The following is a 26,959-nucleotide window of genomic DNA, read 5'->3' as shown; positions in this document are numbered from 1 at the left end:
ACCAGTTCTTGGGATGCTTGATCCGCCCGAGCCGAACAGTCTGAGCACATGACTGTCGAGGTGATTCGCATGCAGGTCGGTGTGGTCGGGGGCCAACAGGGTCGGGTGCTCGCGCCGTCGCGGGCTCCGGACTCGATGCGCGGCGTACTCGTCTCGCTGCTGTCCTTGGCGCTGCTCGCCTCGCTGACCGGACTGGCCCCGGCCCTGGTGGACCGAGTTGGCTCGGCGGGGCCCGCGACGGCGGAGCCAGCCGCCCTGTCGGCTGCGGAGAGCGCCTCGATCGCGGCCCAGTTGGCCGCCGCGGAGCTGATGTTCGCCCGGGGTGCGGACGGCACTCTGGCCGTCCACAACGCCGAGGCGGGGATCACGGCCACCCTGGCCGGGAGTCGGGTGGAGGTCACTCCCTCCGGTGCCGCGGAGTCGATGGCCCTGCAGGCGACCGCGTTCGGCCGCCGTGGGGAGTTGGCGGCGCTTCCCGAAGCTGCCCCGCTCGCCACCGATACGACGGCGACGGCCGTGCGTGGGCCGGTGGTGGAGTGGTTCCGGAACCGGAGCGCCGGGCTGGAGCAGGGGTGGACGGTGCCGGCCAGGCCCGGTGGTCGCGGCCGCCTCGCCCTGGATCTGACGGTGACCGGAGCTGCGGTTGAGCTGCCCGCCGCCACAGCGGCCAGGTTCGTGCTCCCGTCCGGCGCGTGGGTGGCCTACGGCGGGCTGACCGCCTTCGACGCGGTCGGCACCACGCTGCAGGCCGACTTCCGGGTCACTGCGACAGGCCTGCGGATCGTGGTGGACGACAGGGGCGCCGTCTACCCGATCGTGATCGACCCGGTGCTGAACTCGGTGGAGACACTGGAGGCCTTGCCCAACGACGCGTGGGACCGGTTCGGCCACTCGGTGGCCGTGGACCAGCGCTGGATGGCGATCTCCGCGCCTGGGGATCGGGTGCTGCCGACCGGGGCCAACAACGCCGGCTCGATCTACGTGTACTTCGACGACTCCGGAGACGGCGATTGGCGGCTGGTACAGCAGTTGCTGCCACCCGCAGGGGTCAACAGCGGCTTCCTCGGTGCGGCCGTGGCGCTGCAGGTGGAGTCTGCCGGCGTCACTGTGGTTGCGTCTGCGGTCAACGCGAACCGGGTGGTGGTGTGGCGATTCCCGGGTGATCCGGTCACGGTGGCACCGCACCAGTCGGCGGCGGCACCGCAGGTGATCGCCCCGACGGCCCGTCCCGGCGTTCAGCAGGGGCTGTACGGCAACTCGGTGGCGATCGCCGGCGACGTGCTGGTGATCGGTGCCCCCAACAGCACCGCGAACGGCCGGTTCGTGCCCGACGGGCCGGATGCGAACGACGACCCGGACCCGTTCGTGGAGCGGATCGGCTGGGTGGAGGTCCACCAGCGTGCCGGGGGGTTCGGCGGCAACTACGCGATCCAGACCATCCTGGATCCGCCCAACGGCGCGACCGAGGCACCCGAGGACCGGGATGTGCTGCAGCGGTTCGGCACCTCGGTCGCCGTCGACGGTGACCTGATCGCGGTCGGCGCCCCCGGCGATGACGGGACCCAGACTCCCACCGCAGGCACGTTCGACGATCCGTATCCGGCAGGGGTCTCGGCCAACCGGGGCGCGGTGCACCTGTTCCGGCAGGTGGCTGCCGACTGGGTGCCCCAGGCGCTCGTGGTGCCACCGACCCGGCATGACGAAGGCCAGTTCGGCCACGCGGTGGCGCTGGCTGGCGGTGACCTGCTGGTCGGTGAGCCGGGGGCCAACCTGGCCCATCTGTACCACCACCAGGTCACGCTGCCGCCCGAACCCGAACCCGAGCCGGAGCCCGAGCCCGAACCCGAACCCGAGCCGGAGCCCGAACCCGAGCCCGAACCCGAGCCCGAACCCGAGCCCGAACCCGAACCCGAGCCGGAGCCCGAACCCGAACCCGAACCGGAGCCGGAGCCCGAACCCGAGCCGGAGCCCGTCGACACCTGGATCCGGGTGCACGCGTGGAACCACGACGACCCGACGACGCCCGAGGACGAATCCACCCAAGCCACGGCCGCCTTCGGCTGGTCGGTCGCCTTCGACGAGACCGGCCAGCGCCTGGTCATCGGTGCCCGGTTGCAATCGGTGGCCGGGATCGGCGCCATCGGCGCGGTCCACGTCTGGGAGCGCCCCGGACTGGGTTCCGACGATGTGCCGCAGTTCCGCCAGCGCCTCGACGGTCGCTTCCACCGCAACCTCACCGATGAACTCAGGTGGAACCACAGCCGGTTCGGTACCAGCGTCGCCACCCACGGGCCGCACCTGGCCGTCGGTGCCCCGGACAGCCACTTCGATACGTCGACGTTGCCCGGCGCGGTGGCCACCTACCAGCTGACCGGAGCCGGCTTCGACGTCGGCGAGGACCTGCGCCCGATCGGTCACCGCTTCCACGCCCAGTTCGGCTACCGGATCGCCCAGGACGGTGACGTGCTCGCCGTGACCGCCCCCCGGGACCGTCGCTGGCAATCGGACGCCCGCGGTGAAGGCGCTGTCTACCTGTTCCGCCGTGAGAGCGGGGCGTGGACCCTCGACCGGACCTGGAACCCGGGCATGTTCCACCAGACGGTCAGCGGCGCCAGCGAGTGGGGCACCGCACTGGCGGTGCACGTGCAGCGTGACGCCGACGGCAACGAGACCGGGATCTGGGTCGCCGTCGGCAACCCGGCCGACAACGACATCGACCTGGACGGCCGCGGTGACCTGCATCCGATCACCAGGGTCGGCACCGATATCGGCACCGTCGGTGTCTACGGACGCAGCGGCCCTCCGGGCAACCCATACTCCGCCTGGGCGGCAGAGATCTGGGCAGGCGGCCACTCCGGGCCGGGAGGCGGTCGGCCCGGGGTGTTCGATCCCGATGCGGTCACCGACTTCGGCCGATTCGGCAGCAGTGTCGCGTTCACCGCTGACGGCACCTTGATCGTCGGTGAGCCCGGCGGCAATGGGGGAGCGGGCCAGGTGCACCGCTACCAGCGCACCGGGGTGCAGGACAGCTACTCGCCGAGCTTCACGCACCGCGAGACCGTCACCCTGGACGAGAATGCGACCGAGTGGGGCAAGGCGCTGGCCGCCGACGGTGACACTGTGCTGGTGGCTGGCCATGCCAGCAACGGTGCTATCAGGATCAGTCGCTTCTTCCTCGGCGACACCCTTGAGTTCGACCGTGCCTTCCAGGTGGGACTCGAGGGTGGAGGGGCACTCTCCCTGGATCTGGCCGGTGACCGGTTCGCTGTCGGAGCCGGCTCGGGCGACCAGGCGCGCGTCTATAGGATGCCCGCCGGCTCGGGGCCGGCCCTCGAGGGGTCGTGGGTCGCCGAGGGGGAACGCCTCGGCGCTGCGGTCGCGCTCAGTCGCGGCGGGGAGCACCTCAGCCTGCTGGTCGGTGCGCCCGCGACCGGCAGCACCTACGCCTACGTCGCGACCCGCAAGAGCGACGGCTCCGCCACCTGGAGCCACGAGGCGTCGCTGATCGGCCCGGAGGATGCCGACTTCGGTGCGGCGCTGGTGAACTGGGTCGATCATGGCGGTGCGACCGTGGGTGCGCCGAGGTACGACGTCCCGGAGGTCGACGCGGGCGCCACCTTCCGCTTCACCACCATCGACCTGGTGCCACCGCCGGGTCCCCAGCCGTTCGTCGACGTCAGTTCCCCACCCCAGATGGTCGTCGGTGCCACGTTCGTGCCCACCGCCGGCCTCGCACCGTCGCTGCTCACCGACCACACGGAGTCGGGGTCGGGCTCGATCGCGGCCACTCCGCTGGGTGCCATCGACCTGAGTCAGCCACCGTCGGGCACCACGGTGCAGGCCTCGCCGTTGCAGTCGATCCCGTTGCAGAGCATCGATCTGAATGGACTCCCGGAGTCCGCCCGCACCCTGCTGGCGATCCCGCTCCAGTCCATCCCACTCCAATCCATCGACGGGGGCTGGGAGGCGCTGCTGGCCGGCACGACCTTGGCGCACCTTCCGTTGCAGAGCATCACCCTGCTCGACATCCTGGATCTCCCCGACATCATCGGCGCGCTGACCGTCGGCGATCTGGTCGCCAGCCCACTGCAGTCGATCCCGATCGCAGCCCTGGCCGTCGGTGCGGTCCCGCTGCAGTCCATCGAGATCGATCCGGAGTCCGGCGATCCGGCGATCGCCCAATGGTGCGCCGCGCTGTCCGCAGCCGGAGCGGATCCGGAGGTCTACGGGCTCCGCTGCAGCAACCCACAGCACCCCGACAACGAGTCGGTCACGCTGCTGTCGATCGCGGTCCAGGGCGCGCCCCTGCAGTCCATCCCGCTGCAGTCGATCCCGTTGCAGTCGATCGAGCTGGCAGGGACACCGCTGCAGTCGATCCCGTTGCAGAGCATCGCCATCGTCGGCTCACCCCTGCAGAGCATCCCGCTGCAGTCGATCGACATCGCCGGAACGCCGTTGCAGTCGATTCCCTTGCAGAGCATTCCGTTGCAGAGCATTCCGTTGCAGTCGATCCCGCTGCAGTCGATCGAGTTGGCGGGTACGCCGCTGCAGAGCATCCCGCTGCAGTCGATCGACATCGCCGAGACGCCGTTGCAGTCGATCCCGCTGCAGTCGATTCCCTTGCAGAGCATTCCGTTGCAGAGCATTCCGCTGCAGTCCATTCCGCTGCAGAGTATTCCGTTGCAGTCGATCCCGCTGCAGTCGATCGAGTTGGCGGGTACGCCGCTGCAGAGCATCCCGCTGCAGTCGATCCAGATCGGCGGGACCCCGCTGCAGTCGATCCCGTTGCAGAGCATCCCGCTGCAGTCCATCCCGTTGCAGAGCATCCCGCTGCAGTCCATCCCGCTCCAGTCGATCCCGTTGCAGTCGATCCCACTGCAGAGCATCGAGTTGGCCGGGACGCCGCTGCAGTCCATCCCGTTGCAGTCGATCACCACGGCGGCCGGCGAGCTCAGGTCCGCTGCGCTGGCCGCGATCCCGCTGCAGTCCATCCCGGTGGATCAGGTGGTCGACTGTGCCCTGCTCGACTGCGATCGTCCGGGGGCCACCCTCGGTGACGCCGCCCGGGCAGGCGCCCTGCTGGACGGCGCCACCCTCGGCGACCTGGCCGGCGCTCTCGCGGGCGTCCGGTTGGCGGACCTGGTCGGGGCCATCGACGGAGTCGACGCGGCCGACTTCCGGGCGGCGCTTGCAGGACTGACCCTGGCCGACCTGCTCGGCTTCGACGACCTGACCCTCGCTGAGATCGTGGCACTGCACGCCTACCTCACCCTCGGAGACCTGGCCGGCGGCCTTGCGGGGATTCGCCTGGCAGATCTCGTCGTCGACGGGTTCACCCACCCGGATCTGGTGGCCGCTCTAGGGGACCTCACGTTGGCCGACCTCTCCGGCTTCGACGACGTGACCTTGGGCGAACTGGTGATCCTGCACCAGTACCTGGTCCTCGGTGACCTGGCCGGCGCGCTCTCCGGGATCCGGCTCGCCGACCTCGCCGATGCCATCGACGACGGCACCGACGGCAGGTTCGACGAGGCGGCGCTCCGGGACGCGCTGACCGCTGCGTTGGGTTCGGATGCGGTGCTGCTCGACCTGGGCCCCGACTTCGACAACCTCACCCTGGGGGAGTTGGCCGACTACGGCGCCACCACCATCGGGCAACTGCTCGCCGCTCTGGACGCAGCGATCCTCGGCGGCCTCACCCTGGGCGACCTGCTGCTCGCCCTGGTCGCACCCACCCAGTACCCCTGGCAGTCACTGGATCTGCGCACCGTCCTCGCCCAGAGCCTCGACCCCGGTGACCAGTCCGTGCCGATCGCGGTGGCGTTCCAAGCCGAAGCCCCCGACGGTCATGCCCGGGACATCCGGGTGACCGTCCGGGCACCGCACGGGTCGGTCATGGTGCCGGGTTCTGCGGCACTGTCGCTGCCGGTCGACCCGACCGAACTGGTGCCGACGCGTGTCGACGACACCCTGGTCTGGACCTTCACAGCGGTGCCGGCCGCAGCGGTGCACACGCTCACCTTCGACCTGGAGCCGACGGTGCGGATCGGGCTGGCCGACATCCGGGCCACCGCGACCCTGATCGCCGACGAGGTGACCGCCACCGACACCACCGGCGTCACTGTCATCGAAGCGCTGGAGCCCAACGACACGATCGCCGACGCCGTGCCGCTGCCCCCGGACACGATCGTGCTCTCGCACATCGCGCATGGTGAAGACCTCGACCTGTACCGCTTCCAGGTGAGCGAGTTGGGGGCTCGCGTCTCACTGATCCTCTCCAACCTCGACGCCGACCTCGACCTCACCCTCTATGGCCCCAAGGCCTCGTCGGCGAACATCCAGGAGCCCTCGGAGCGCTCCATCGTCCCGGTCGAGGACGAGGATCACTCGGCGATCCCCACCCAGAGCGAGGTGGTCCCGGTCGCCGACGATGACATCGCCCAGCCGAGCGACCTCGGGGACCTCGCCGTGATCCGGACGTCGCTGCGCCGCGGGACCCGGGACGAACAGATCGACACCGGGCCACTGGCGGTGACCGGGACCTACTACGTGGCGGTCACCGGCTACAACGGCGCAACGAATGCGGACCCGTATGCGCTGCGGATGAAGGCACTGGGTGCCGTGACGCCGATCTCCTGCCAGCCCCGCCCGGTGACCAGCGCCCCGGTGACCGGTTCCCTTCCGGCGCAGTTGCCCGCTGGCACCGACACCGTCTTCCTGGTGAACGAGTCCCGGATGGCCGGGCTGCACGGCGCCGGGCCGGCGGTAGAGGTGAGAGCCGGTGTCGACGCCCTGGTGACCTGGGTCAACGACCCCGCCCAGGCCTCACTGGGCGTCACCGCTGCCACACTGGCCATCGATGCCGATGCGGGCGTCCGTGCGGCGTACGACGCCTGGGACGCCGCTCCCTGCCTGCCGGACACCGCCAACAACGTGGTGGCCGAAGTGGTGCGCCTGCTCGACCAGTACCGCGCCGACTCGCCGCTGAAGCACATCGTGCTCGTCGGCGGTGACGACTCCATCCCGTTCGCCCGGGTCCCCGACCGGACCGTGATCGCGAACGAGCGCAGCTACGCCAGCATGTTCAGCGACCGGCGTTCGGCGCTCTGGGCGGCGATGGCTTCGGGCCACGTGCTCACCGATGACGCCTACGGCGACCTGGACCCCTACGGCTTCGGGGACCGGGTGCTCTTCGTCACCGACACCGCGGTCGGACGACTGGTGGAGACACCGGAGGAGATCAGCGACCAGCTCGCCGACTTCGTCACCGCGGGCGGCCTGCTGGACGTCGGGACGGCTCTGGTCACCGGTTACGACTTCCTCACCGACGGAGCCGAGGCGACCGCGGACGGCCTGGTCGGCACCTATGACCCGATCGACCGCTCGCTGATCTCCGACACGTGGACGAGGAGCGATCTGGAGCAGGCGATCGCTTCCCTGACACCGGAGTTGACCTCGATCAACGCCCACTTCGACCACTTCCGGGCGCTGCCCGGCCTGGGCAACGCCACCCACGACGAGTCGGATCTCTTCATGGCTGCCGCCGTCCGTGGCTCGCTGGCCGGCGACCTGGCCGGGTCGATCGTCTTCTCGATGGGCTGCCACAGCGGCCTGTCGGTCAGTGACCTGCTGGTCGACCAGGGACGTTCCCTGGACTTCGCTCAGGCGATCGCCTCCCAGGGCGGCGTCTTCGTCGGGAACACCGGCTACGGGTACGGCGACACCGAGATCGTGGCGCTGTCGGAGCAGTTGATGGCCGGCTTCGCGGCTCGTCTCGATGGCGCTCTCACCGTCGGGGAGGCGTTGCGCTACGCCAAGGCCGAGTACGCCGCCGATCTGACGGCCTACGGCGTCTACGACGAGAAGGCGATGATGGAGGCGACCCTGTACGGGTTGCCGTTCTATCGACTGGCGGTGGCGAACCCGCCGCCGGTGCCGCCGTTGCCGCCGGCCCCGGTACTGCACCCCGACCCGATCACCGGGATCGATACCAGCACCATCGAGGTGACGCCGCTGCTCGTCGAGCAGACGACCACCGAGGGAGGCAGATACTGGGTGGGCAGTCAGGACGAGGACGAGCTCACCACGGCGGTGCACGATCGCCCCGTGTTGCCCAGGGTCGAGGAGGAGTTCGTGGCCCCGGCCGGCGCCGAGGCTCACGACGCGCTGGTGTTGGGGATGACGACCACCGACCTGCACGGCGTACGGCCGCACATCTTCCAGCCGATCGTCGGCACCAGCGGCGAGAAGGTGCACGCCCCGTCCGTGGTCGCGTTCCCGTCCAGCCCGGTGCGGGTCAACCCGCACCTCACCCCGGCAGGCGAGGCCTTCACGATGACTGCCACCGCAGGCTACTTCCGCACCACGGCTGCGGATGGGACCGGCATCCAGCGTCTCGTCGACACGATGACGGTGACCCCGTACTTCGTGGACGACGAGGTCGATGACTTCACCCCGCCCACTTTCCGTCGGGTGGACGCGCTGGTGGATGACGGCAGCCTCACTCTGGCCGTCGACGTCGCCGACGACCGTGGCGGTCCGGCGCGAGTCAAGCGGGTCTACGTGCTGGCGCTCTCCGATGCTCAGCACGGTCAGTCGGCCTCCTGGGTCGGCGTCGACCTGGTCCGCGGGGAAGGCACCCGATGGACAGGTTCGGTGACCGGACTCGGTGACGACATCGAGTACGTCGTGCAGGCCGTCGACGCGGCCGGGAACGTGGCGGTGTCCGCCAACAAGGCGCTGAACTTCCGCGACGAGGCCCTCACCGACCAGCCCACCGCGCCCACCCTGCGGCTTCACCTGGATGGTCCGGAGGGCAACGCGGGGTGGTATGTGGGTCCGGTCACCGTCTCTGCGTCCGGCGGTGCCGACCTCACCCTCGAAGTGGTCGGTCAGGGTCAGGCGCAGCCGTACGACGGCCCGATCACGCTGACCGCCGAGGGGCTGCATACGGTGATCGTCCGCAGCAGTGACGGGCAGCAGGTGGCTCGTCAGATCCGGATCGACACCAGCGGGCCGATCGCGATGGTGATCGCTCCCGAGGACGGAGCGGTGATCGCCCACCGCGGCGGCGCTACCGCGCAGTTCGCCTGCCTCGACGCCGGCTCCGGAGTCACCGAGTGCGCGGCCACGCTGACCACCAGACCCGGCTTCGGCAGCTCCGCCGGCGAAACCGCCTCGGTCCAGAACGGTGACGACGTCAGCGGCACCGTCGGGCGGCACACCCTGACCGTGACCACCGGCCCGGACGTGGCCGGCAACCCACCGGAGGTGGCGACGGCCACCAGCACCTTCTCGGTGGTGCCTCCACCGCGGGTCGACGCGGTCAACCTGCCCAGCAATCCGGGCGGCACCACCCGATCGGTCAGCGTCGTCTGGGTCGGGGTGCCGGAGGCCGGGCCCTACACGATGACCTACGAGTGGGACGACGGCACCAGTACCGTGTGCCGGACCGACAAGGCCGTCGCGGGCTGTGACGTCAGTGCCATGGTGGACGGCGTGGTCACCGCCACGGCCACCCACGAGTACCCGAACCTGGCCAAGCGCACCGTCACCGTCACGGTGACCGACCGGCTCGGACAGCAGGCGAGCGGTCTGGTGACCTTCAACCGGACCACGGCGATCATCGCCAAACCGGCTCAGTTCCTCTCCTCCCTCCTGAGCGTCTTCAAGATCGCCTCCGGGTCGGTGACCGCGACACTCACCGACGTGGACGGCAACCCGCTGGTCGGTCAGAGCGTCACCTTCACCGCCGGCAACGGGGCGTCGCTGTGCACGGCCACCACCAACGATGTCGGGCGGGCCAGTTGCGGCGCCCTCACCGTGTCACTGCAGGTGGTGCTGAGCGGCCACTACAAGGCGTCGTACTCCGGCTCCGGGATCCAACTGGGCATCTCCACCACCGCCGCCCTGCTGCCGTGACGCCTCACAGCACGGCCGGCACCTGTGGCACCTCGGCGATCCCGAGACGGCGAGCGATCCGGTCGGCGTCCTCGGCCCACGTCGTGTCGGCAGGTTGCTCCTCCTGGAGCAGGCCACGGAGCGCGAGCAGCTCCTCGTAGGGCAGGTCCGCGCTCCTGGACGCGTCCCGTGCCTGTGAGAAAAGGGAGCGGGCCCGATCTGGGAGGCCGAGCGCCGAGCACGCCCAACCACGGATCCGGGTGCGGGTGACGGCCACGATCGGGAACGAGGATCCCTCGGTTCCCTCCAACGTGTCGAGGACCGCCAGCGCGGCCTCCGGATTGCCGCCCAGCACCAGAGCTTCGGCCAGTCGGGTGGAGGTCTCCACGGCATAGCTCTCGGCACCGATCTCCTGGAATCCGGTCCGGGCGGCCTCCAGCAGCCGCACCGCCTCCTCGCTCTGTCCGGCTCGCGCCTTTGCCCGCCCCAGGTTGCTCTGGGCCAGAGCGACTCCGATCGGGTAGGCCGCGCTGGCGTAGGTGGCCAGTGACTGCTCCAGCAGTTCGGTGGCCCTCTCCAGATGGCCTTGATCGGAGTAGATCTCGGCCAGGTTGTTCTGCACGGTGGCGGCCTCCACCACGTCACCGGCCGCGGTGAGCGCTTCGGCGGCCTCACGGTAGAGGTCGGCGGCTCGGTCCCAGTCGCCCCTGAAGTAGTCGATGACTCCGAGGTTGTTGAGGACCTTGCCGCGCCGATGCTGATCCGCGACGGTGGTGAAGTGCTCGAGGGCGGCGGCACCGTGCACGTGTGCGTCGATCGCGGGGTCGTAGACCGCCGCCGCCACCATCAGCAGCCGACCGTGGGCAGCCGCGCGGTCCTCGCCGGCGCGTTGGGCGCTGTCGATCGCCCGAGTGGCCCACTGCGCCATCTCCGCCGGTCTGCCCTGGCGCAGCCGCAGCCCCGCCACGCACAGTTCCGCCTCGGCGATCTCGTCGCGCGCGCCGCGGCTCTCGGCATCCCGCATGGCTGACTGGTACCAACGCTGCGCCTGACCGTAGTGGCCGGTGTGCTCGTTCACCACACCCACCTTGCGCATCAGTCGACCCTGCGCGTCGGCCACGTCACTTCGCCGCGCCCAGCGCCGGGCGGTCCGGTAGGCGACCAGAGCCTCGTCGTACCGGCCGGCCCGCTCGCACACATCGCCCAGGCTCTCGGCGATGCGGCTGCGTTCCTGGGGGTCCTTGGTCGGCACCCTGACCGTCAACGCTCGACGGTAGGCCGCGATGGCCTGGGTGGTGGCGTACGCCGCCCAGGCCTGGTCGCCGGCAGCGACCGAGTATCGCCAGGTCCGCTCGGAGTCGCCCGCCCGCCAGAAGTGCTCGGCCAGCAGCGCCACGTCGGCGGCTCCGGCGAAGCCCTGCTCGAGAAGCTCTCCCACCTGTCGGTGCATCCGGCGACGCCGAGCGAAGGCCAGCCCTTCGTAGGCGACGTCGCGGAAGAGTGCGTGCCGGAACCGCCACTGATCTGTGCCGGCCGGCTCGAGCAGGTCGGAGAGGAGCTCCCAGCGCTGGGGCACGATCACGTCGTCGTACTCACGTCGATGCAGGGCATCGAGCAGGTGGCTGGAGAAGATCCGACCGATGACCGCGGCCTGGCGCAGCAGGGTCCGCTCGGGACCGGGGAGCCGGTCGATACGGGTCGCGACCACCCGCTCGATCGATTCGGGCAGCTCGGTGTCCCCGTCCTCACGACTGGCCGAGAGCAGCTGCAACAGGAACAGCGGGTTCCCGCCGGCCCGTTGAGCGATCTCCTCCTGCTCCAAGGGGTGCAGCGCGCCGCCGCCGCTGGCGAGCCGCGAGAGTGTGGCCGCTGCGTCGTCAGCCAGCGCCTCGAGTTGGATCAGGGTCCCCGGCACGCCAGCACCGAGGAGCCCGTCGCCGTCGGGGCGTCGAGTCAGGGTGAGCAGCCATGGCCGGTCCGCGATCCGTTCGGCCAGTGCCATGAAGAGCGCCAGTGACGCGTCATCGGCGTAGTAGACATCCTCGACGACCAGCAGCGTGGTCTGGGGCAGCGCGGCGGAGAGCAGCGCCACTGCTGCCTCGTGCAGGCGAGCGGCACGGAACCGTTCGGCCACGCCGGTGGCCTCAGGAGTGGCCGGGACGTCGGCCCCGACCGCGACCGCGACCAGTGGCAGCATCGGCAGGATGTCGGGGGCGATCCGGCTGGCTGTGGCCTGCAACTGCTTCCCGGCGGCGGCCGGGCTGGCCCGGTGGGGGATACCCAGGACCCGGCGCAAGAGGGTGCGGGCGCTGGCGTAGGCGGCAAGCCCGTCGTAGGGCTGACACTCCGTGGCGACCCGACCCACCAGGCGTGGGTCGTCCGCGATCGCCTCCAGCAGGCGGGTCTTGCCGATGCCGGCCTCGCCACTGACCTCCACCACGCGGCCGTGACCGTTGGCCGCCGATTCGATCGCGTCCTGCAGCACCGACAGCTCGGCCTCGCGGCCTACCAGCGGCAAGGTCAACTGCAACTGTCCTCGGCGCTCGCCCGTGGGGCGGCCCACCAGGTGCGCGTGCACGGGGGTCTGTTTGCCCTTGACCAGGAACGGGGCCAACGGAGTGAGTCGGAAGGTGGCTCGGCAGCGGCGCACCACGTCGTCGGAGGCGACCACCTCGCCCTCGGAGGCCTTGGCCATCAGGCGTGCCGACAGATTGACCGGGTCGCCCATCACGGTGAAGGTGTGCCGCTCGCGGCTGCCCAGGAAGCCGGCGAAGACACGACCTCGGTTGACCCCGACCCGGAGTCGGTGTTGGGGGTCGCCGGCGACCAGGTCGGTAGCGAAGCGCAGGCCCGACTCCTCGTCCTCTCCGGTGGTCAGCGGTGCTCCGGCGGTGCAGATCACCTTGATCCCGTCCGCGATCACATCGGTGTAGAGGAAGTGCAGTCGATACCGCGCCGACAAGTCGAGCACGGCATGGATGAGGTCGTCGATGCTGGCGGCGATGGCGGAGACGTCGGCGGCGATCCGGGCGTCGGTGCCCTCCAGTTCCGCGAAGACGACGGTCGCCATGCGGTGCTCGCCCCCGATCCGCTCCAGGGCATCCAGGTCGTCGTTCACGGGGGGCGATAGCCGTGGGGTGGGGCTCGTCGCGCTGGGCGCCGATCGGCGCGGTCGGGGCAGGGTCAACGAGTTCAGTTCGACCCCCGACCCCCGGGCGCCGCCACACCAGTGGGATGGCAGGAGTGCGGCCAACTCGGGGCTGATCAGGGTGCCGCCCGCCGTCGCCGCGGACTCCAGTTCCACGGTGGCACTGACGGCCGGGCCGGCCAGCACGAGTTCACGTCGTGCCGGGGGGCCGACGAGGAACATGTCGACGTCACCCGAGTGAGCGCCGATCGACATCCGTAGGCCTGCCTGCTTGAAGCGGGCCGCGCCGATCGCGCGCTGCATCCGTCCGGCGGCTCGCGCGGCACGGATCGGGTGCTCGTCGCCGTCGAACCACAGCAGCAGTGCGTCGCCGCCGAACTTCAGCACGTCGCCGGACTCGAGGGTTGCGGCGTTGATCAGTGCGGTGAAGCAGTCGTTGACCAGGGTCGTCAGGCGCTCGGCGCCCTCCTTGCCGCGGGCGGCCAGCCGTTCCGACATCGCGGTGAAGCCGGACAGGTCCGCCGACATCAGGGTGCCGTTGAGTCGGCGGTGCCGCTGTTCAGGCTGCTCGGCGAGCCATCGGCTCTCGAGCTGGGACACGTACGGCGTGCCGAAGATCGCCCCCTCAGGCGCGACCGGCGCTGTCATGGGTTGATGGTAGTCGCGGGCGTGACGAGTGTGAGGCAAATCACGATCCCTTCCGGGGACTATTTCTAGCCAGACCGCGCCTGCGGTTCTTTTGGCCTAGTAGCCCCGTGGAATCGGCACTAGAATGCCTTCTATGCCGCATCTGAGAATCAGCGAAGTCGCCACCCTGGTCGGGGTCAGCGACGACACGGTGCGCCGCTGGGTCGCCGGAGGTCGGCTGGCCGCCAGCACCGACGACGCTCATCGCCAGGTGGTGGACGGGGCCACACTCGCTGCCTTCCTCCGCGACCAGGTGGTCGTCGAGGGTGGCACCAGCTCGGCCCGCAACCGTCTCGCCGGGATCGTCACCGACGTCAAGGTCGACGGCCTGATGGCGCAGGTGGAGATCGCTGCCGGTGGCTTCCGGGTGGTCTCGCTGATGAGCCGGGAGGCCGCCGAGGAGTTGAGCCTGGAGCCGGGAGTGCTGGCCACCGCCGTGGTCAAGGCGACCACCGTGATGGTGGAGCGGTCGGCGGGCCCACGATGATCCACCGGGCGGTGTCGCTGCTCCTCGCCGCGATACTGGCCACCGGCTGCGGCGGCGTCACCGGGGGATCGGCGTCGACCACCGTCCGGGTGGCCGCGGCCAGTGACCTGCGCTTCGCCCTGGACGAGATCGTCGCCGAACTGGCCGAGACCGAGCCGGACCTCGACCTCGCGGTCACCTACGGATCGTCGGGGGTCTTCCACCAGCAGATCGCCAACGGTGCCCCGTTCGACCTCTACCTCTCGGCCGACCTGAGCTATCCGCAGGACCTGGTCGCTGCCGGTCTCGCCGACGAGGCCGACCTCTTCGAGTACGCCGTGGGCCGGCTGGTGGTCTGGGCGCCGCACTCGTCGCCGGTGGACCCGACCGCTGGCGTGGACGCGCTGCTGGACCCGGCAGCGCAGCGGATCGCGATCGCCAACCCCGAGCACGCGCCGTACGGTGTGGCGGCGGTGGCAGCCCTGGAGTCCGCCGGGATCCTCGACGACGTGCGCCCGAGGTTCGTGCTGGGGGAGAACATCGCCCAGGCCGCCGAGTTCGTCCAGTCCGGCAACGCCCAGGTCGGGATCCTGGCTCTCTCCCTGGCCCTCGCGCCGCAGTTGGCCGAGCGCGGCCGCTGGGTGGAGGTGCCGCTGGACTCCTTCCCGCGGCTGCTGCAGGGCGGGGTGATCCCGGCCGCCGCCGCCCAGCCCGACGGCGCTCGCGCGGTGCGTGCCTTCCTGCTCGGCGAGCAGGGCCGAGCGATCCTGAAGCGGTACGGCTTCTACGAGCCCGGTGCGTGAGCCGTGGACTGGCAGGCGATCGACCTCAGCGTCCGGCTCTCGCTGGCCACCACCGCGATCCTGCTGGTGATCGCGGTGCCGCTGGCGGCCTGGCTGGCGCACACCCCGCGTCGCTGGCCGGTGCTGATCGAGGCGGTGGTGGCGCTGCCGCTGGTGCTGCCACCGACCGTGCTCGGCTTCTATGTGCTGGTGGCGCTCGGCACCCGGTCGCCGATCGGTCAATGGTGGTACGAACTGACCGGGAAGACCCTGGCGTTCAGTTTCACCGGGTTGCTGATCGCCAGCGTGCTCTACAGCCTGCCGTTCGCGGTGCAACCACTGCTCGCCTCCTTCGCCGGGCTGGACCGGCGACTGCTGGACGCCTCCGAGGTGCTCGGTCGGGGCCGGGTCGACACCCTGCTCCGGGTGGTGCTGCCGATGTGTCGACCCGGGTTGGCCACCGCCGCGGTGCTCACCTTCGCGCACACGATGGGGGAGTTCGGCGTGGTGCTGATGGTCGGCGGCAACATCCCCGGCGAGACCCGGACCGTCTCCATCTCCATCTACGACAGCGTGCAGGCCTTCGACTACGCCACTGCCGCCCGCACCAGCCTGGCGCTGCTGGCCTTCTCGCTGGTGGTGCTGACCGTCACCTACAGCCTGCAACGACGGGGGGCGCTGACATGGGTACGACGCTGACCGCACGCGTGCGGCGGCACCTCCTCGACCTCGACCTCAGCGTGGACGTCGAGCAGGCGCCGGTGACGGTGGTCTTCGGGCCGTCCGGATCCGGCAAGACCACCCTGCTGCGCTGCCTGGCCGGCCTGGACCGGCCGGAGTCGGGCAGCCGGATCGAGTACGACGGGGCCCTCTGGTGCGACGACAGCACCTGGGTCCGGGCCCGGGACCGCCGGATCGGCCTCCTCTTCCAGGACCACGTGCTCTTCCCGCACCTCTCGGTCGCGGGCAACGTCGGCTACGGGCTGCGGCAGCTGCCCCGCGCCGACCGGCCGGCCCGCATCCGTGAGGCGCTGGCCGCGGCCGGTGCCGAGCACCTCATCGATCGGGCGGTGCCGCAACTGTCCGGAGGGGAGGCGCAGCGCGTCGCCCTCGCCCGGGCACTCGCCCCCCGCCCCCGACTGCTGCTGCTCGACGAGCCGCTCTCGGCCCTGGACACACCGACCCGGGCCCGGCTCCGCGGCGAACTGCGCCGACTGCTCCGCGAGGCCGGCGTCCCCGCACTGGTGGTCACCCACGACCGGGCCGAAGCGCTCGCCCTGGGCGACCGGGTGGCGGTGCTGATCGACGGTCGGCTGCGGCAGTTCGACGATGTCGCGACCGTCTTCTCCGCCCCGGCGGACCTGGCGGTCGCCGACGCGGTCGGCACCGAGACGATCGTGGCCGGCCAGGTCGTCGACACCGACCAGGGGGTCACCCGTGTGCAGGTGCGCGGCCACCTGCTGCACGCCGTCACCGCCGAACCGCTGCCGGAGGGGAGCCCGGTGCTCGCCTGCGTCCGGGCCGAGGACGTGGCCCTGCACCTCGGCGCGGCCGAGTCCGGTGGCAGCCCCCGCAACCACCTGGCTGCGGTGGTCACCGGCCTCGACGACCACGGGCCACTGCTGCGCGTCGACCTCGATGCCGGCTTCGCGCTCGCGGCGTACGTCACCCGGCCGACCCGTGAGGATCTGGGGTTGACCCCCGGGCTCCGGGTGACCGCAGTGATCAAGGCCCCGGCCGTGCACCTGGTGCCCCGCGGCACAACCTGAGGATTCGCCGAACACGGCGGCTCAGGTCTTCAGGAGGCGTTCAGCCAGGGCGTCTAGGCTCCGCGACCATGACACGCAACAAGGTACTCGGGATCGTCGGGACGTTGGTGGCCCTGCTGCTGGCGGTGGTTGTGGTGGGGCCGTGGGCCTACGGCACGTGGGTGGTCGGCGAGCAGCCCGATGAGCTGCAGCTGACCTCGCCCACCACCGCGCCGGCGGGACCCGAGGACGGCTCGGAGGCCGACCGAGACGCGTCCCTGGACGGCACCTGGCAGGTCGGCGCCGACTCGGTGGCCGGCTATCGGGTCGACGAAGTGCTCTTCGGCCGCAACGTCACCGTGGTCGGTCGCACCGACCAGGTCATCGGAAGCGCCACGGTGACCGACGGGGTGCTCACCGGGACCCAGGTCCAGGTGGAGATGGCGGCGGTGGCCACCGACGAGGAACGCCGGGACGCGCAGTACCGGACCCGGATCATGGACACCGCCAACCATCCGACGGCGACCTTCGCCCAGACCGCCGACGTGAGGCTGCCGGCGACCGCGGACACCTTCACCGTCGAGGTGCCCGGGGAGCTGACCGTCCGCGGCGTCACCCGAGCCGTCACGGTCATCCTCGACGTCCAGGTCGTCGACGACCAGCTCGAGGTGGCCGGGGCCATCGACGTCACCTTCGCCGACCACGGCATCCCCGAGGCCGGAATCGCCGGCATCTCGGTCGAGGACCACGGCGTGATCGAGTTCCTGCTGCGGCTGCAGCGCTGACCTCCACGCGAGGCTCAGCTGGGCCGCTCCCAGCGCACGCCCGCGAACCTGTCGAAGTCGGAGTCGAAGGTCACGATGGTGCCCTTGTGTTCCAGCGCGAGCGCGGCCAGATGGGCATCGGTGGTCAAGTTCCCGCCGCTCCCGGCGCGGCGGAGCAGTTCCCGCATCCGGGTCGCGTGAGTGCTTCCGGGGTGCACCACGTGCGCGGTGGGGGCAGCGAGCAACTGCTCGACGACCCCCATCGCCTGGTCGCCGGTGAGGGGGGTCGCGAAGACCCGGGGGTGGGTGGCGATCCTGACGAACCCCAGCAGTGCGACCCAGGCCAGACCCACGGGTGCGCCGCCGGCCAGCGAGTTCTCCAGCCAGCGACGTGACGGTGCGTGGGCTGGGGCATCGGCGTTGGCCGCCGCCAGCAGCACATTGACATCGGGAATCTTCATGCCGGATCGTGGCCGCCCGTGGAGGCCAGGATCTCGTCGTCCTCGAGCTCGGCCGCGAACCGGTTCGCGTTGGTCACGTCGAGCAGCGGGGCACCCATCTCGAAGGTCGGCATCCGGAACACGTAGTCGACCCGGCGCGGGGCGCCGTCACGGATCGCGTCGTTGAGGGCCCTCTTGAAGGAGATCCCCTTCGCCGCCATCCGGGCGCGCACGATCTGCTCCGTGTCCGGGTCGAGAGTGACGGTGGTGCGCATGGGGCCAGCCTATCATCAGCAATGACAGCAAGGCATCAAATGGGGATCCAGCCCCGCACCACGGTGCCGCGGCCGGGACTCGAATCCACCTGCAGGTCGCCACCGCTGGCTCCCAGCCGGTCCCGCATGTTGACGGTGCCGCCGGCGTCCACGGCGACCACCTCGTCGAAGCCGACTCCGTCGTCGCCGACCTCGAACCACACCGTGGTCGGGTCGCGACCCAGCGCCAGTCGGACGTGGTTCGCCCGGGAGTGCTTCGCAGCGTTCTGTAGCGCCTCCACACAGCAGAAGTAGACGGCGGCCTCGATGTCGGAGGGGTGGCGACCGACCTCTGTCAGGTTCAGCGTGATCGGCAGCGGGTAGCGATCCACCGCCGAGCGCAGCGCCTCCACCAGACCGTGCTCGGAGAGCACCGGCGGATACACGCCCTGGGCCAGACTGCGCACCTCGTCATGGGCGACGTGCAACTGATGCCGCAACACCTCCAGCTCGGCCATCGCGGCGTCGGTGTCGGTGCGGCAGGTGGACCTGGCCGCGGCCAGGCCGATGCCGATGGAGATCAGTCGCTGCTGGGCGCCGTCGTGCAGGTCACGTTCGATCCGGCGTCGTTCCCGGTCGGTGGCCGCCACCACCCGGGCTCGGGACCTGCGCAACTCCTCGGCCTGCTCGCGCAACTCCTGCTGGGCCTGCAACGCGGCGTCGAGGGCGCCTTGGAGCCGCAGCCCGTTCTGCAGCACGATCAGCCCGACGATGGCGGCCATCGGGGGCGTGAAGACGGCCAGGATCGCCACCTGCAGACCGACCGGCGTGGCCGCGGTCAGTCCGGTCACGTCCTGAAGCAACCCCAGCAGCACCGCGCCCGTGCAGACCAGCACCGAGACCGCGACATAGCCGACCAGGGTGCGGCCGGTGGCGGTCGCGGTGGCGAGCACCGCGGGCAGCAGCGCGGCCAGCATCTGGATCGGCCACGCGAAGGTCGCCGCCAGGGCGGCCACCAGCGCGATCGACCAGTTCGCGACCGCCCACCAGGCCACTGCCCGCCCCACGTTCTGGTGCCGCAGCGGGACCAAGCCACATGCCATCGTCACCCCGGCGGCCGCGACCAGGCCGGTCAGCACCAGCAGCGAGGTGTGCGGCAGCGCGATCAGGTAGACGCCGAGCATGAAGCCGGCCGCAGCCACCGTGACCGCCACATTGACGCTGATCAGGATCCGCAGCCGGGTCACCTGCTCGGTCCCCACCATGGTCAGGCCGTCTCGCCGCTCGCCGGCCGCCCGGACAGGAACAGCAGCACCGCGGTGACCCGGCGGTTGATCTCCACGTCCTCGGTCAATCCCAACTTCATGAAGATCGCGCTCGCATGCTTCTCGACCGAATGCTCGGAGACGCCGAGCGCGTCGGCGATCGCGGAGTTGGTGGCGCCGGTGGCCATCTCCGAGAGCACCTCCAACTCCCGGGCGGTCAGCCCGGTCAACGGCGAGTCCACGGTCCTGGTCCGGGACCGGACCAGCACGTCGACCACCTCGTCGTCGATGTAGGAGCCGCCGGTGCCGACGGTGCGGATCGCATGCGCCAACCGGTCCACCTCATCGACACGGTCCTTGAGCAGGTAGCCGCGGCCCTTGGTGCCGTCCTCCAGCAGCGTCAGCACGTACGCCGGATCCAGGAACTGGGAGAGCACCACCACGCCCAGTTCGGGGTGGCTGCCGCGGAACCGGCGAGCGGCCCGGATCCCCTCATCGCGATGGGTCGGCGGCATCCGGATATCGGTCAGCACCACGTCCGGCGCGTGCGCCTCGACGGCCTCGACCAGTTCGTCGTACGAACTGCAGGCGGCGCACACCTTGAACTCCTCGATCTCCGCGAGCAGCCGGAGGATCCCCTCCCGCACCAGGAGGTTGTCCTCGGCGACCACCAGGCGCAGCACCGACATGCCCCACGACGCTACCAGCGCGGCGGGGCGCTGACACGGGTGCTGACGACCCGGCCGGAGGTAGGGATAGCCCCCGGGTCAGCGGCGGTCAGCCGGAGGGTACGCCGGGGAGGTGGTGCGGTTCCACGGACCGGGGCGGGCGACGACGCTGGGACGGCGGGGGCGGCGTCGGCCAATCGGGGCGGGGCCGGAGACCAACGAAGGGAAGCGTCATGGAACAGCAGAGGAACCGCCGAGGGGTGGTGACCGGGGTGGTCGGCCTTGTGGCCGGACTGCTGATCGCGGTCTCCGCGCCGGTCGCGGCCAACCATCTCAACGTCAAGACGAGCGACCTCGTCAACGGGGCCGTCACCACGCCGAAGTTGGCGAAGAACGCGGTGAAGCCGGGCAAGATCGCCAAGGGTGCGGTGCGGGCGCCGAAGATCGCCGCGGGCGCGGTGCGCACCGGCAAGCTCGCCGACGGGGCGGTCACCACCCGCAAGGTGGCGATCGGAACCGACGGCGTGGCGCAGGCCGGCGGCCAGGTGATCGTGCAGTTCGCCAACCCGGTGATGACCACCTCGTTCAACCGGTTCGGTGCCGCCAACCCGGTGGTGAGCACGGTCGGTACCGGCATCTACGACGTCGAGATCCCCGGAGTGAGCATCTCCGGGACCGCGATCTATCAGGTGACGCCGAGCTTCACGATCCAGCTCGTCAACCAGGTCCCGACACCGCTCTACAACCGCCACTGCACGGCGCTGCCCAACCAGGGCAAGCTCCGGGTCCGGTGCTGGGACAACTCCGGCAGTGCCGCGCACATGGGATTCACGTTCCTGGTGGTGCGGCGCTGAGGGACCGTGGCCGCTGCGCACCTTGGGCGTTGCCGACGAGCGTTCAGTCGACGTCGACGACCGCTCGGTCCACGATCGGAGCCAGGTCCAGGCCGGTCGGCAAGGTGCCCAGCGCGCCACCCCAGTCCCGGTCCAGCCGGGACGCGCAGAACGCGTCCGCCACGGCGGCGGGGGAGTGCCGCAGCAGCAGTGACCCCTGGAAGACCAGCGCCAACTGCTCCACGATCCGGCGGGCCCGCAGTTCGATGTCGTCGAAGGAGGTGAACTCCTTCTTCAGCCGGTCCACGGCGCCGTCGAAACGCGGGTCGGCCCCGGCGGCCTGCTCGACCTCACCGAAGTAGGCGTCCAGGGTGTGCGGCTCCTTCGCGATCGCCCGCAGCGCGTCGAGCGCGGCGACGTTGCCCGAGCCCTCCCAGATCGACATCAGGGGTGCCTCACGATAGATCCGGGCGGCGTCGAAGTCCTCGATGTAGCCGTTGCCGCCGAGGCACTCCAGCGCCTCGGCCGCGTGGATCGGGGCTCGTTTGCAGACGTAGTACTTGGTGGCGGCCAGGGCCAGCCGGCGTACCGCGGCTTCGGTCTCGTCGCCGCGGATCGCCCGGTCGTTGGCGCCGGCCAGTCGCATCATCGCGGTGGTCGCGGCCTCGGACTCCACAGCCAGGTCGGCCAGCACGTTGCGCATCGCCGGCTGCTCGATCAGGGTCTTCCCGAAGGCCGAGCGATGCCGGGCGTGGTGGGTGGCCAGGACGAGTGCGGTGCGCATCGCCATCGAGCTGCCGATCACACAGTCGAGCCGGGTCATGTTCACCATCTCGATGATGGTGCGCACCCCACGGCCCTCCTCGCCGACCAGCCATCCGACGGCGCCGTCGTACTCGATCTCCGAGGAGGCGTTGGACTTGTTGCCCAGCTTCTCCTTGAGACGCATCAGTCGCAGCGGGTTGAGCTCACCTCCGGGCAGCACCCGCGGCACCAGGAAGCAGGAGAGGCCACCCGGCGTCTGGGCCAGGGTGAGGAACATGTCCGACATCGGCGCGGAGGTGAACCACTTGTGCCCCACCAGCGCGTAGCTGCCGTCGCTCTGCGGGGTCGCGGTGGTGGTGTTGGCGCGGACGTCGGAGCCGCCCTGCTTCTCGGTCATCGACATACCGGCGATCAGGCCCTGTTTGGTGGCCGGATCGCTCAGTCGGGGATCGTAGGTCCTGTTGGTGAGCAGCGGCTCGAACTGCGCGGAGAGCTCCGGGTTGGCCCGCAGTGCGGGGACGACGGCGTAGGTCATCGAGATCGGGCAGCCGTGGCCGGCGTCCACCGACCACGAGTAGAACTTGGCGGCGCGGGCCACGTGCGCGCCCGGACGGTCGTCGGCCCACGGGGCGCCGTGCAGGCCGTGGCCGACCGCGGTCTCCATGAGCTGGTGGTACGCCGGCACGTACTCGACCTCGTCGATGCGATGGCCGTACCGGTCGTGGGTGTGCAGTCGCGGCGGCACCCGTTCGGCGAGCCGACCCCATTCCTGGGCCTGGCTCGTGCCGGCCAGCCGGCCGAGTGCGCTGACCTCGTCCAGTGCCCAGCCGGCGCCTTCCCGCTCCAGACCCTCGCGGAGTGCGGGATCGGCGGAGGTGTCGTGGCCGGTCAACGGTGGGACCTGGTTGAAGACCTCGTGGGTGTTCGGCATGGCAATCCTCGGGTGGGTCGGCGCTGGACCACGGACGTTACAGGAATCGCAACGGTTGTGTCCATAGATGTTGCATGACAGGATCGGGGTCATGCCCGTCGCCCTGGCCCCGCTGCCGGCGCGTTCGGTCGTGCTCAGTCTGATGCTGGGCTCGCACCCGGACCGGATGCGTGCCGCGGAGTTGATTCGGGCCGGCGCCCACTTCGGGATCGCCGCCCCCACCTTGCGGGTGGCGCTGTCGCGGGCGGTCGCAGCCGGCGACCTGCGGCGCAGCGACGGCGACTACGTGCTCGGGGAGCGGTTGGCGGCCCGCCAGCGGTGGCAGGACGAAGGCGTCGAGGATGCCGAGCGGCCCTGGGACGGCAGTTGGGAGATGGCCGTCGTGGTGGTCTCGGGGCGACCGGGCCCCGAACGCGCCGCGCTGCGGGAGCGGCTGGCGCGACATCGGCTGGCCGAACTGCGCGAAGGGGTGTGGACCCGGCCGGCGAATCTGCGCCGCGCCGGGATCGGTGACCCGGTGCTGGCCACCTTCGCGGCCCGGCCCGATGGGGATGCCGCCACACTGGCGGGCGGCCTGTGGGACCTGAACGAGTGGAGCCGGCGTGGCCGGGACCTCCTCGAACTGCTCACCCGCACGTCCGAGCCGGCACGACGGCTGGCGGCGGCCGCCCAACTCGTGCGACACCTGGCCGCCGACCCGCTGCTGCCGGGCACCCTGCTGCCCGGGGATTGGCCCGGGGCCGAACTGCGCGCGGCGTACGCGGCGTACCAGGGGGAGTTGCGCGATCTCGCCCTCGGCTGAGACCGGATGTATCAGGAAGCCGGTCGGCCACTCCTGTGTGGAAGTAGATCATCCACGACAGGAGCAGATGATGCAGGAGCAGCGCAGCCACAAGGACGGCAATGGCTGGCGGGCCTTCGGCACCAACCAGAATGCCTCGTCCAGCTACCTGAGGGCCAAGGCCTACTGCCTGCAGTGACGACGCCGGCGGCGGGTCACGGGGCTCGCCGCCGCGAGATCTCCCTCCCTGATCGCCGACCTGGCCGGGCCTCAGCCCGGGTTCGCCTCCACGAGGCGGGCCACCAGGTCGGCGATCGCGGGCGCGTTGTCCTCGGGCAGGAAGTGCTTGCCCGGCAGCAGGTGGATCTGCGGCGCCCCGGTCGCCCGTTGCGCGGCCAGCCCGTAGGGGTCGAGCCGCAACGTGGGATCGTGCTCGCCCCAGATCACCTGCGCGGGGTGTCGAGCCAGCACCTCGGCGTACGCCCGTTGCTTGGCCGCCGTGGTCTCGAAGCCACGCATGATCCTCAGGAACGCCCGGCCCCGGTCGCCACGCTTGAGCAGGTCGACGTACACGTCGAGTTCGGCGCCCGGCACCGGTCCGAGGACACCTTGGCGGCGCATCATCACCCGGCTGACCGGTCGGGTCAGAGCGGCCAGGTACGCCGGCCCGATGAGCGGCAGCGCGAACGGGCGCATCACCCACGGCTTGGTGAAGCCGTCGACCTCGACGAGGGTGTTGAGCACCGTCATCGAGGCGACCCGGTCCGGGGTGCGGGCGGCGAGCTCGAAGCCGACCGGCCCACCGATGTCGTGCACCACCAGGTGGAAACGGCCCAGGCCCAGCGCGTCCACGGCCGCCGCCGCCCACGCGCCGAGGCCGGTCCAGGAGTAGTCGAAGTCGGCCGGCCGATCGGCCAGCCCCAAGCCGGGCAGGTCGAACGCCAGCGCCCGAACGCCCCGCTCGGCGAGCGCCGGGACCAGTGCGCGGTAGAGGTAGGACGACGCAGGTACGCCGTGCAGGCAGAGCACCGCCTCACCCTCGCCCTGGTCGAGGGTGAAGCTACTGATCCCGGCCGCAGTGAATCGGCGGCCGCTGGCCTCATGCCGGGCCACCAGGTCCCGGCTCCGGAGGCGGTGGTGGGTCACCGTGGTGACGCGAACCACGGGTGGTGCAGGTCGAAGAAGGTTGCTCCCTTCATCGCGTAGGCCAACTCCTCCTGGATCTGGGCGGGTGGTTCCTGGGCTTCGCCGGCACGGGCGCTCGCCTCGTCGGTGAAGGCGACCGTCTCGGTGAACGTGCCGTCGGGTTCGATCGCCAGCGAGGCGCCGACGATGTCGGGCCGCAGTTCGTGGAGCAGCGTGGTGTCGGCCATCATCGCCTTGAGCCTCGAAGGGTCATCGACCTTGCCTCGGATCACCTGGACGAAGCCGGCGGAGTCGGAGCCGCCGTCGAGCATCAAGGTGACGTCGTCGCAGTCGTGGAACTCCAGCGGACCGTCGCACAGCGCCGCCAGCCGGGCGGCCCACCGGGCCTGTTCGGGCCGGGCGGAGTTGGCCAGCGCCGCCTCCCGGGACTGGAACCGGACCACTCCGATGAACATGCCGTCGTCGGTGACACCGTAGGTTCCACCGAGCCAGCCCACCGATTCTGGGGCGAGATCGCGGAGCCATTCGTCGGCGAGTTCGTGAAGCTCCTCTTCGCGGGAGCACATGCCTTGAATCACTTGGATGAACATTCTGCTCGACCTCCTTCGGGTGCAGGACGCCGCCTCGGCTGAGGTGGTGGTGAGCAGTCCCACGCTAGAACCGGTCCGGGACAGGGTCAATGGGCCGCGAACCCGCCGCGTGTGTCGGCCCTCTTTGGCAGGCTGAGGCGCATGCCCCTGCTGATCCCGGAGCAGCCGTCCTTCACCACCGAATCCGAGCGCCAGGTCTGGGAGCGCCTGCGTGACGAGCTCGGCCCCGATGACGTGCTGCTGGCGAACCTGCGCCTCACCGATGAGTCGAAGGACCACGAGGCCGACCTGGTGGTGCTGATGCCCGATGTCGGGGTGGTGGTCCTGGAGGTCAAGGGCGGCTCGGTCTGGTACGACGACGGTTGGTGGATCAAGCGTCGTGGCGCCGACACTCGGATCAATCCGGTCGCCCAGGCGCGCGATGCGAAGTACTCGCTGCGCCGCTACGTCGAGGGCAGCCCCCGCTGGGGGAGCCGCACCCGGGTGGCCTGGGCACACGGCGTGGCAGCGCCGCACGCGAGCTTCGCTGCCGAGTTCGCGGTGCCCGAACTGCCACGCTGGGCCCTTCACGACCGCGACGACCTGGGGTCGCTTGCGGCGCGGGTACGCCGCAACGGCGCCGACCTCAACCACGGACAACGAGCGCCGTCGTACGACGACGTGACCGCGATCGTGGACATCCTCACCGGCACCCCGACGCCGTACGACCCGGTGGCCGAGGCTGAGGGTCGCGAGGCGACCGCGGACCGGCTCACCCAGGAGCAGGCGACCCTGCTGCGGGTGACCCGACTGCTGCCGCGCGTCGAGGTGCGCGGTGGGGCGGGCAGCGGCAAGACCGTACTGGCGTTGCAGCAGGCCAAGGAGTTGACGCTGGGGCGCGGCGGCCGGGCACCGCAGCGGGTGGCGCTGCTGTGCTACTCGATCGGGCTGGCCGAGCATCTGAAGCGCCAGGTGGCGTCCTGGCGGCGGCGGGAGCGGCCGGCGTTCGTGGGCACGTTCCACGAGTTCGGCTCCCAGTGGGGTGCCCCGGACGGGAACCGCGAGGACGGACACTTCTGGGAGACCGGGCTGCCTGACTTGATGGCAGAACTGGCGGCCGGCCTCGCTGACGGGCACCGGTACGACGCGGTGATCGTGGACGAGGCCCAGGACTTCGCCGACTCCTGGTGGCGGCCGATCCTGGGTGCGCTGCGCGACGAGGAGGAGGGTGGGGTGTACGTCTACTCCGATGAGAATCAGCGGATCTTCGCCCGCTTCGGGCGGCCGCCGGTGGAGCTGGTGCCGCTGGTGCTCGACCACAACCTGCGCAACACCCGACAGATCCATGAGGTGTTCGCGCCGATGGCGCCGAGCCGGATGTATGCACGCGGCGGCGAGGGCCCGCAGGTGCGATTCATCGGCAGCGATGCGGCCCTCGACGCCGCCGACGACGAGATCGATCGACTGCTCGACGAGGGGTGGGCGCCGGCACACCTGTGCCTGCTCACCACCGGGGCTCGGCATCCGGAGCAGATCGCCCGCACCGAGTCGGGCGGCCAGGACGGCTACTGGCGCAGCTACTGGGACCCGGATCAGGTGTTCTACGGCCATGTGCTCGGCTGCAAGGGGCTGGAGCGCAAGGTCGTGGTGCTGTGCCTGAACGGGTTCGGCGACGGGGAGCGGGCCCGAGAGAAGTTGTACGTCGGCATGTCCCGGGCCACCGACCAGTTGGTGGTCGTGGGGGATCCGGCGCTGGTGCGTGCGGTCGGCGGCCAGGAGGTGGCCACACGGCTCGGTGTATGAGGCACGATC

The 26,959-nt window shown here is 70.7% G+C and carries 17 protein-coding genes; 9 read left to right on the top strand and 8 right to left on the bottom strand.

Annotated elements, in window-relative coordinates:
* Positions 1-48: 48 nt before the first annotated feature.
* A complete protein-coding gene (locus JKG67_RS07440) occupies positions 49-9,921 on the top strand; it encodes a C25 family cysteine peptidase (protein WP_203336669.1) in 9,873 nt (3,290 codons plus the stop codon).
* A gap of 4 nt (positions 9,922-9,925) precedes the next feature.
* Here the strand turns inward: JKG67_RS07440 and JKG67_RS07435 are convergent, their stop codons facing one another.
* Positions 9,926-13,696: a tetratricopeptide repeat protein gene (locus JKG67_RS07435; protein WP_203336668.1), complete on the bottom strand. Its 3,771-nt coding sequence runs from the start codon at positions 13,694-13,696 to the stop codon at positions 9,926-9,928.
* Positions 13,697-13,829: 133 nt separating this feature from the next.
* On the opposite strand from JKG67_RS07435, the gene JKG67_RS07430 reads away from it, so the two are divergent.
* The 5 genes from JKG67_RS07430 (at position 13,830) to JKG67_RS07410 (ending at position 17,516) form a co-directional block, all read left to right on the top strand.
* On the top strand, positions 13,830-14,222 hold the full coding sequence (locus JKG67_RS07430; protein ID WP_203336667.1) for a TOBE domain-containing protein: 393 nt from the start codon (positions 13,830-13,832) through the stop codon (positions 14,220-14,222).
* The gene (modA, locus tag JKG67_RS07425) at positions 14,219-15,004 is read left to right on the top strand and encodes a molybdate ABC transporter substrate-binding protein (protein ID WP_203336666.1); all 786 of its coding nucleotides are present in this window, start codon (positions 14,219-14,221) and stop codon (positions 15,002-15,004) included. Before JKG67_RS07430 ends, modA begins: the two co-directional genes overlap by 4 nt.
* Positions 15,005-15,007: 3 nt before the next feature.
* Positions 15,008-15,682: a molybdate ABC transporter permease subunit gene (modB, locus tag JKG67_RS07420; protein ID WP_203336665.1), complete on the top strand. Its 675-nt coding sequence runs from the start codon at positions 15,008-15,010 to the stop codon at positions 15,680-15,682.
* Positions 15,667-16,752, top strand: coding sequence for an ABC transporter ATP-binding protein (locus tag JKG67_RS07415; RefSeq protein ID WP_203336664.1), 1,086 nt, complete (start codon positions 15,667-15,669; stop codon positions 16,750-16,752). The genes modB and JKG67_RS07415 overlap by 16 nt, the downstream gene beginning before the upstream one ends.
* A gap of 68 nt (positions 16,753-16,820) precedes the next feature.
* Positions 16,821-17,516, top strand: coding sequence for a YceI family protein (locus tag JKG67_RS07410; RefSeq protein WP_203336663.1), 696 nt, complete (start codon positions 16,821-16,823; stop codon positions 17,514-17,516).
* A gap of 14 nt (positions 17,517-17,530) precedes the next feature.
* Here the strand turns inward: JKG67_RS07410 and JKG67_RS07405 are convergent, their stop codons facing one another.
* The 4 genes from JKG67_RS07405 to JKG67_RS07390 are packed head-to-tail and all read right to left on the bottom strand — an operon-like array spanning position 17,531 to position 20,143.
* Entirely contained in the window at positions 17,531-17,956 is a 426-nt protein-coding gene (locus JKG67_RS07405) for a TA system VapC family ribonuclease toxin (protein WP_203336662.1), read from the bottom strand.
* On the bottom strand, positions 17,953-18,210 hold the full coding sequence (locus JKG67_RS07400) for a hypothetical protein (RefSeq protein ID WP_203336661.1): 258 nt from the start codon (positions 18,208-18,210) through the stop codon (positions 17,953-17,955). Before JKG67_RS07400 ends, JKG67_RS07405 begins: the two co-directional genes overlap by 4 nt.
* 35 nt (positions 18,211-18,245) lie before the next feature.
* Positions 18,246-19,454 (bottom strand): sensor histidine kinase, encoded by a 1,209-nt coding sequence (locus JKG67_RS07395; protein ID WP_203336660.1) that lies wholly within the window; start codon positions 19,452-19,454, stop codon positions 18,246-18,248.
* Between the two features lie 2 nt (positions 19,455-19,456).
* Positions 19,457-20,143, bottom strand: coding sequence for a response regulator transcription factor (locus tag JKG67_RS07390; protein WP_238998136.1), 687 nt, complete (start codon positions 20,141-20,143; stop codon positions 19,457-19,459).
* A gap of 212 nt (positions 20,144-20,355) precedes the next feature.
* Between JKG67_RS07390 and JKG67_RS07385 the strand changes: the two genes are divergently transcribed.
* The gene (locus JKG67_RS07385) at positions 20,356-20,976 is read left to right on the top strand and encodes a hypothetical protein (RefSeq protein ID WP_203336659.1); all 621 of its coding nucleotides are present in this window, start codon (positions 20,356-20,358) and stop codon (positions 20,974-20,976) included.
* A 43-nt stretch (positions 20,977-21,019) separates the two neighbouring features.
* On the opposite strand, the gene JKG67_RS07380 is transcribed toward JKG67_RS07385, so the two are convergent.
* Positions 21,020-22,651: an acyl-CoA dehydrogenase family protein gene (locus tag JKG67_RS07380; RefSeq protein WP_203336658.1), complete on the bottom strand. Its 1,632-nt coding sequence runs from the start codon at positions 22,649-22,651 to the stop codon at positions 21,020-21,022.
* Positions 22,652-22,742: 91 nt separating this feature from the next.
* On the opposite strand from JKG67_RS07380, the gene JKG67_RS07375 reads away from it, so the two are divergent.
* Entirely contained in the window at positions 22,743-23,453 is a 711-nt protein-coding gene (locus JKG67_RS07375; RefSeq protein ID WP_203336657.1) for a PaaX family transcriptional regulator C-terminal domain-containing protein, read from the top strand.
* 249 nt (positions 23,454-23,702) lie between these two features.
* Here the strand turns inward: JKG67_RS07375 and JKG67_RS07370 are convergent, their stop codons facing one another.
* Positions 23,703-24,578 carry an alpha/beta fold hydrolase gene (locus tag JKG67_RS07370; protein WP_203336656.1) on the bottom strand — a complete coding sequence of 292 codons (876 nt, stop codon included), beginning with the start codon at positions 24,576-24,578 and terminating at the stop codon, positions 23,703-23,705.
* Positions 24,575-25,168: a hypothetical protein gene (locus tag JKG67_RS07365; protein ID WP_203336655.1), complete on the bottom strand. Its 594-nt coding sequence runs from the start codon at positions 25,166-25,168 to the stop codon at positions 24,575-24,577. The genes JKG67_RS07370 and JKG67_RS07365 overlap by 4 nt, the downstream gene beginning before the upstream one ends.
* A gap of 141 nt (positions 25,169-25,309) precedes the next feature.
* Between JKG67_RS07365 and JKG67_RS07360 the strand changes: the two genes are divergently transcribed.
* Entirely contained in the window at positions 25,310-26,950 is a 1,641-nt protein-coding gene (locus tag JKG67_RS07360; protein WP_203336654.1) for a nuclease-related domain-containing DEAD/DEAH box helicase, read from the top strand.
* Positions 26,951-26,959 lie beyond the last annotated feature (9 nt).

Source organism: Nocardioides limicola, assembly GCF_016827675.1.
In the GTDB taxonomy this organism is placed as follows: domain Bacteria; phylum Actinomycetota; class Actinomycetes; order Propionibacteriales; family Nocardioidaceae; genus Nocardioides; species Nocardioides limicola.
The sequence above is the reverse complement of the archived record's forward strand: the minus strand, read 5'-3'. Positions and strand labels throughout refer to the sequence as shown.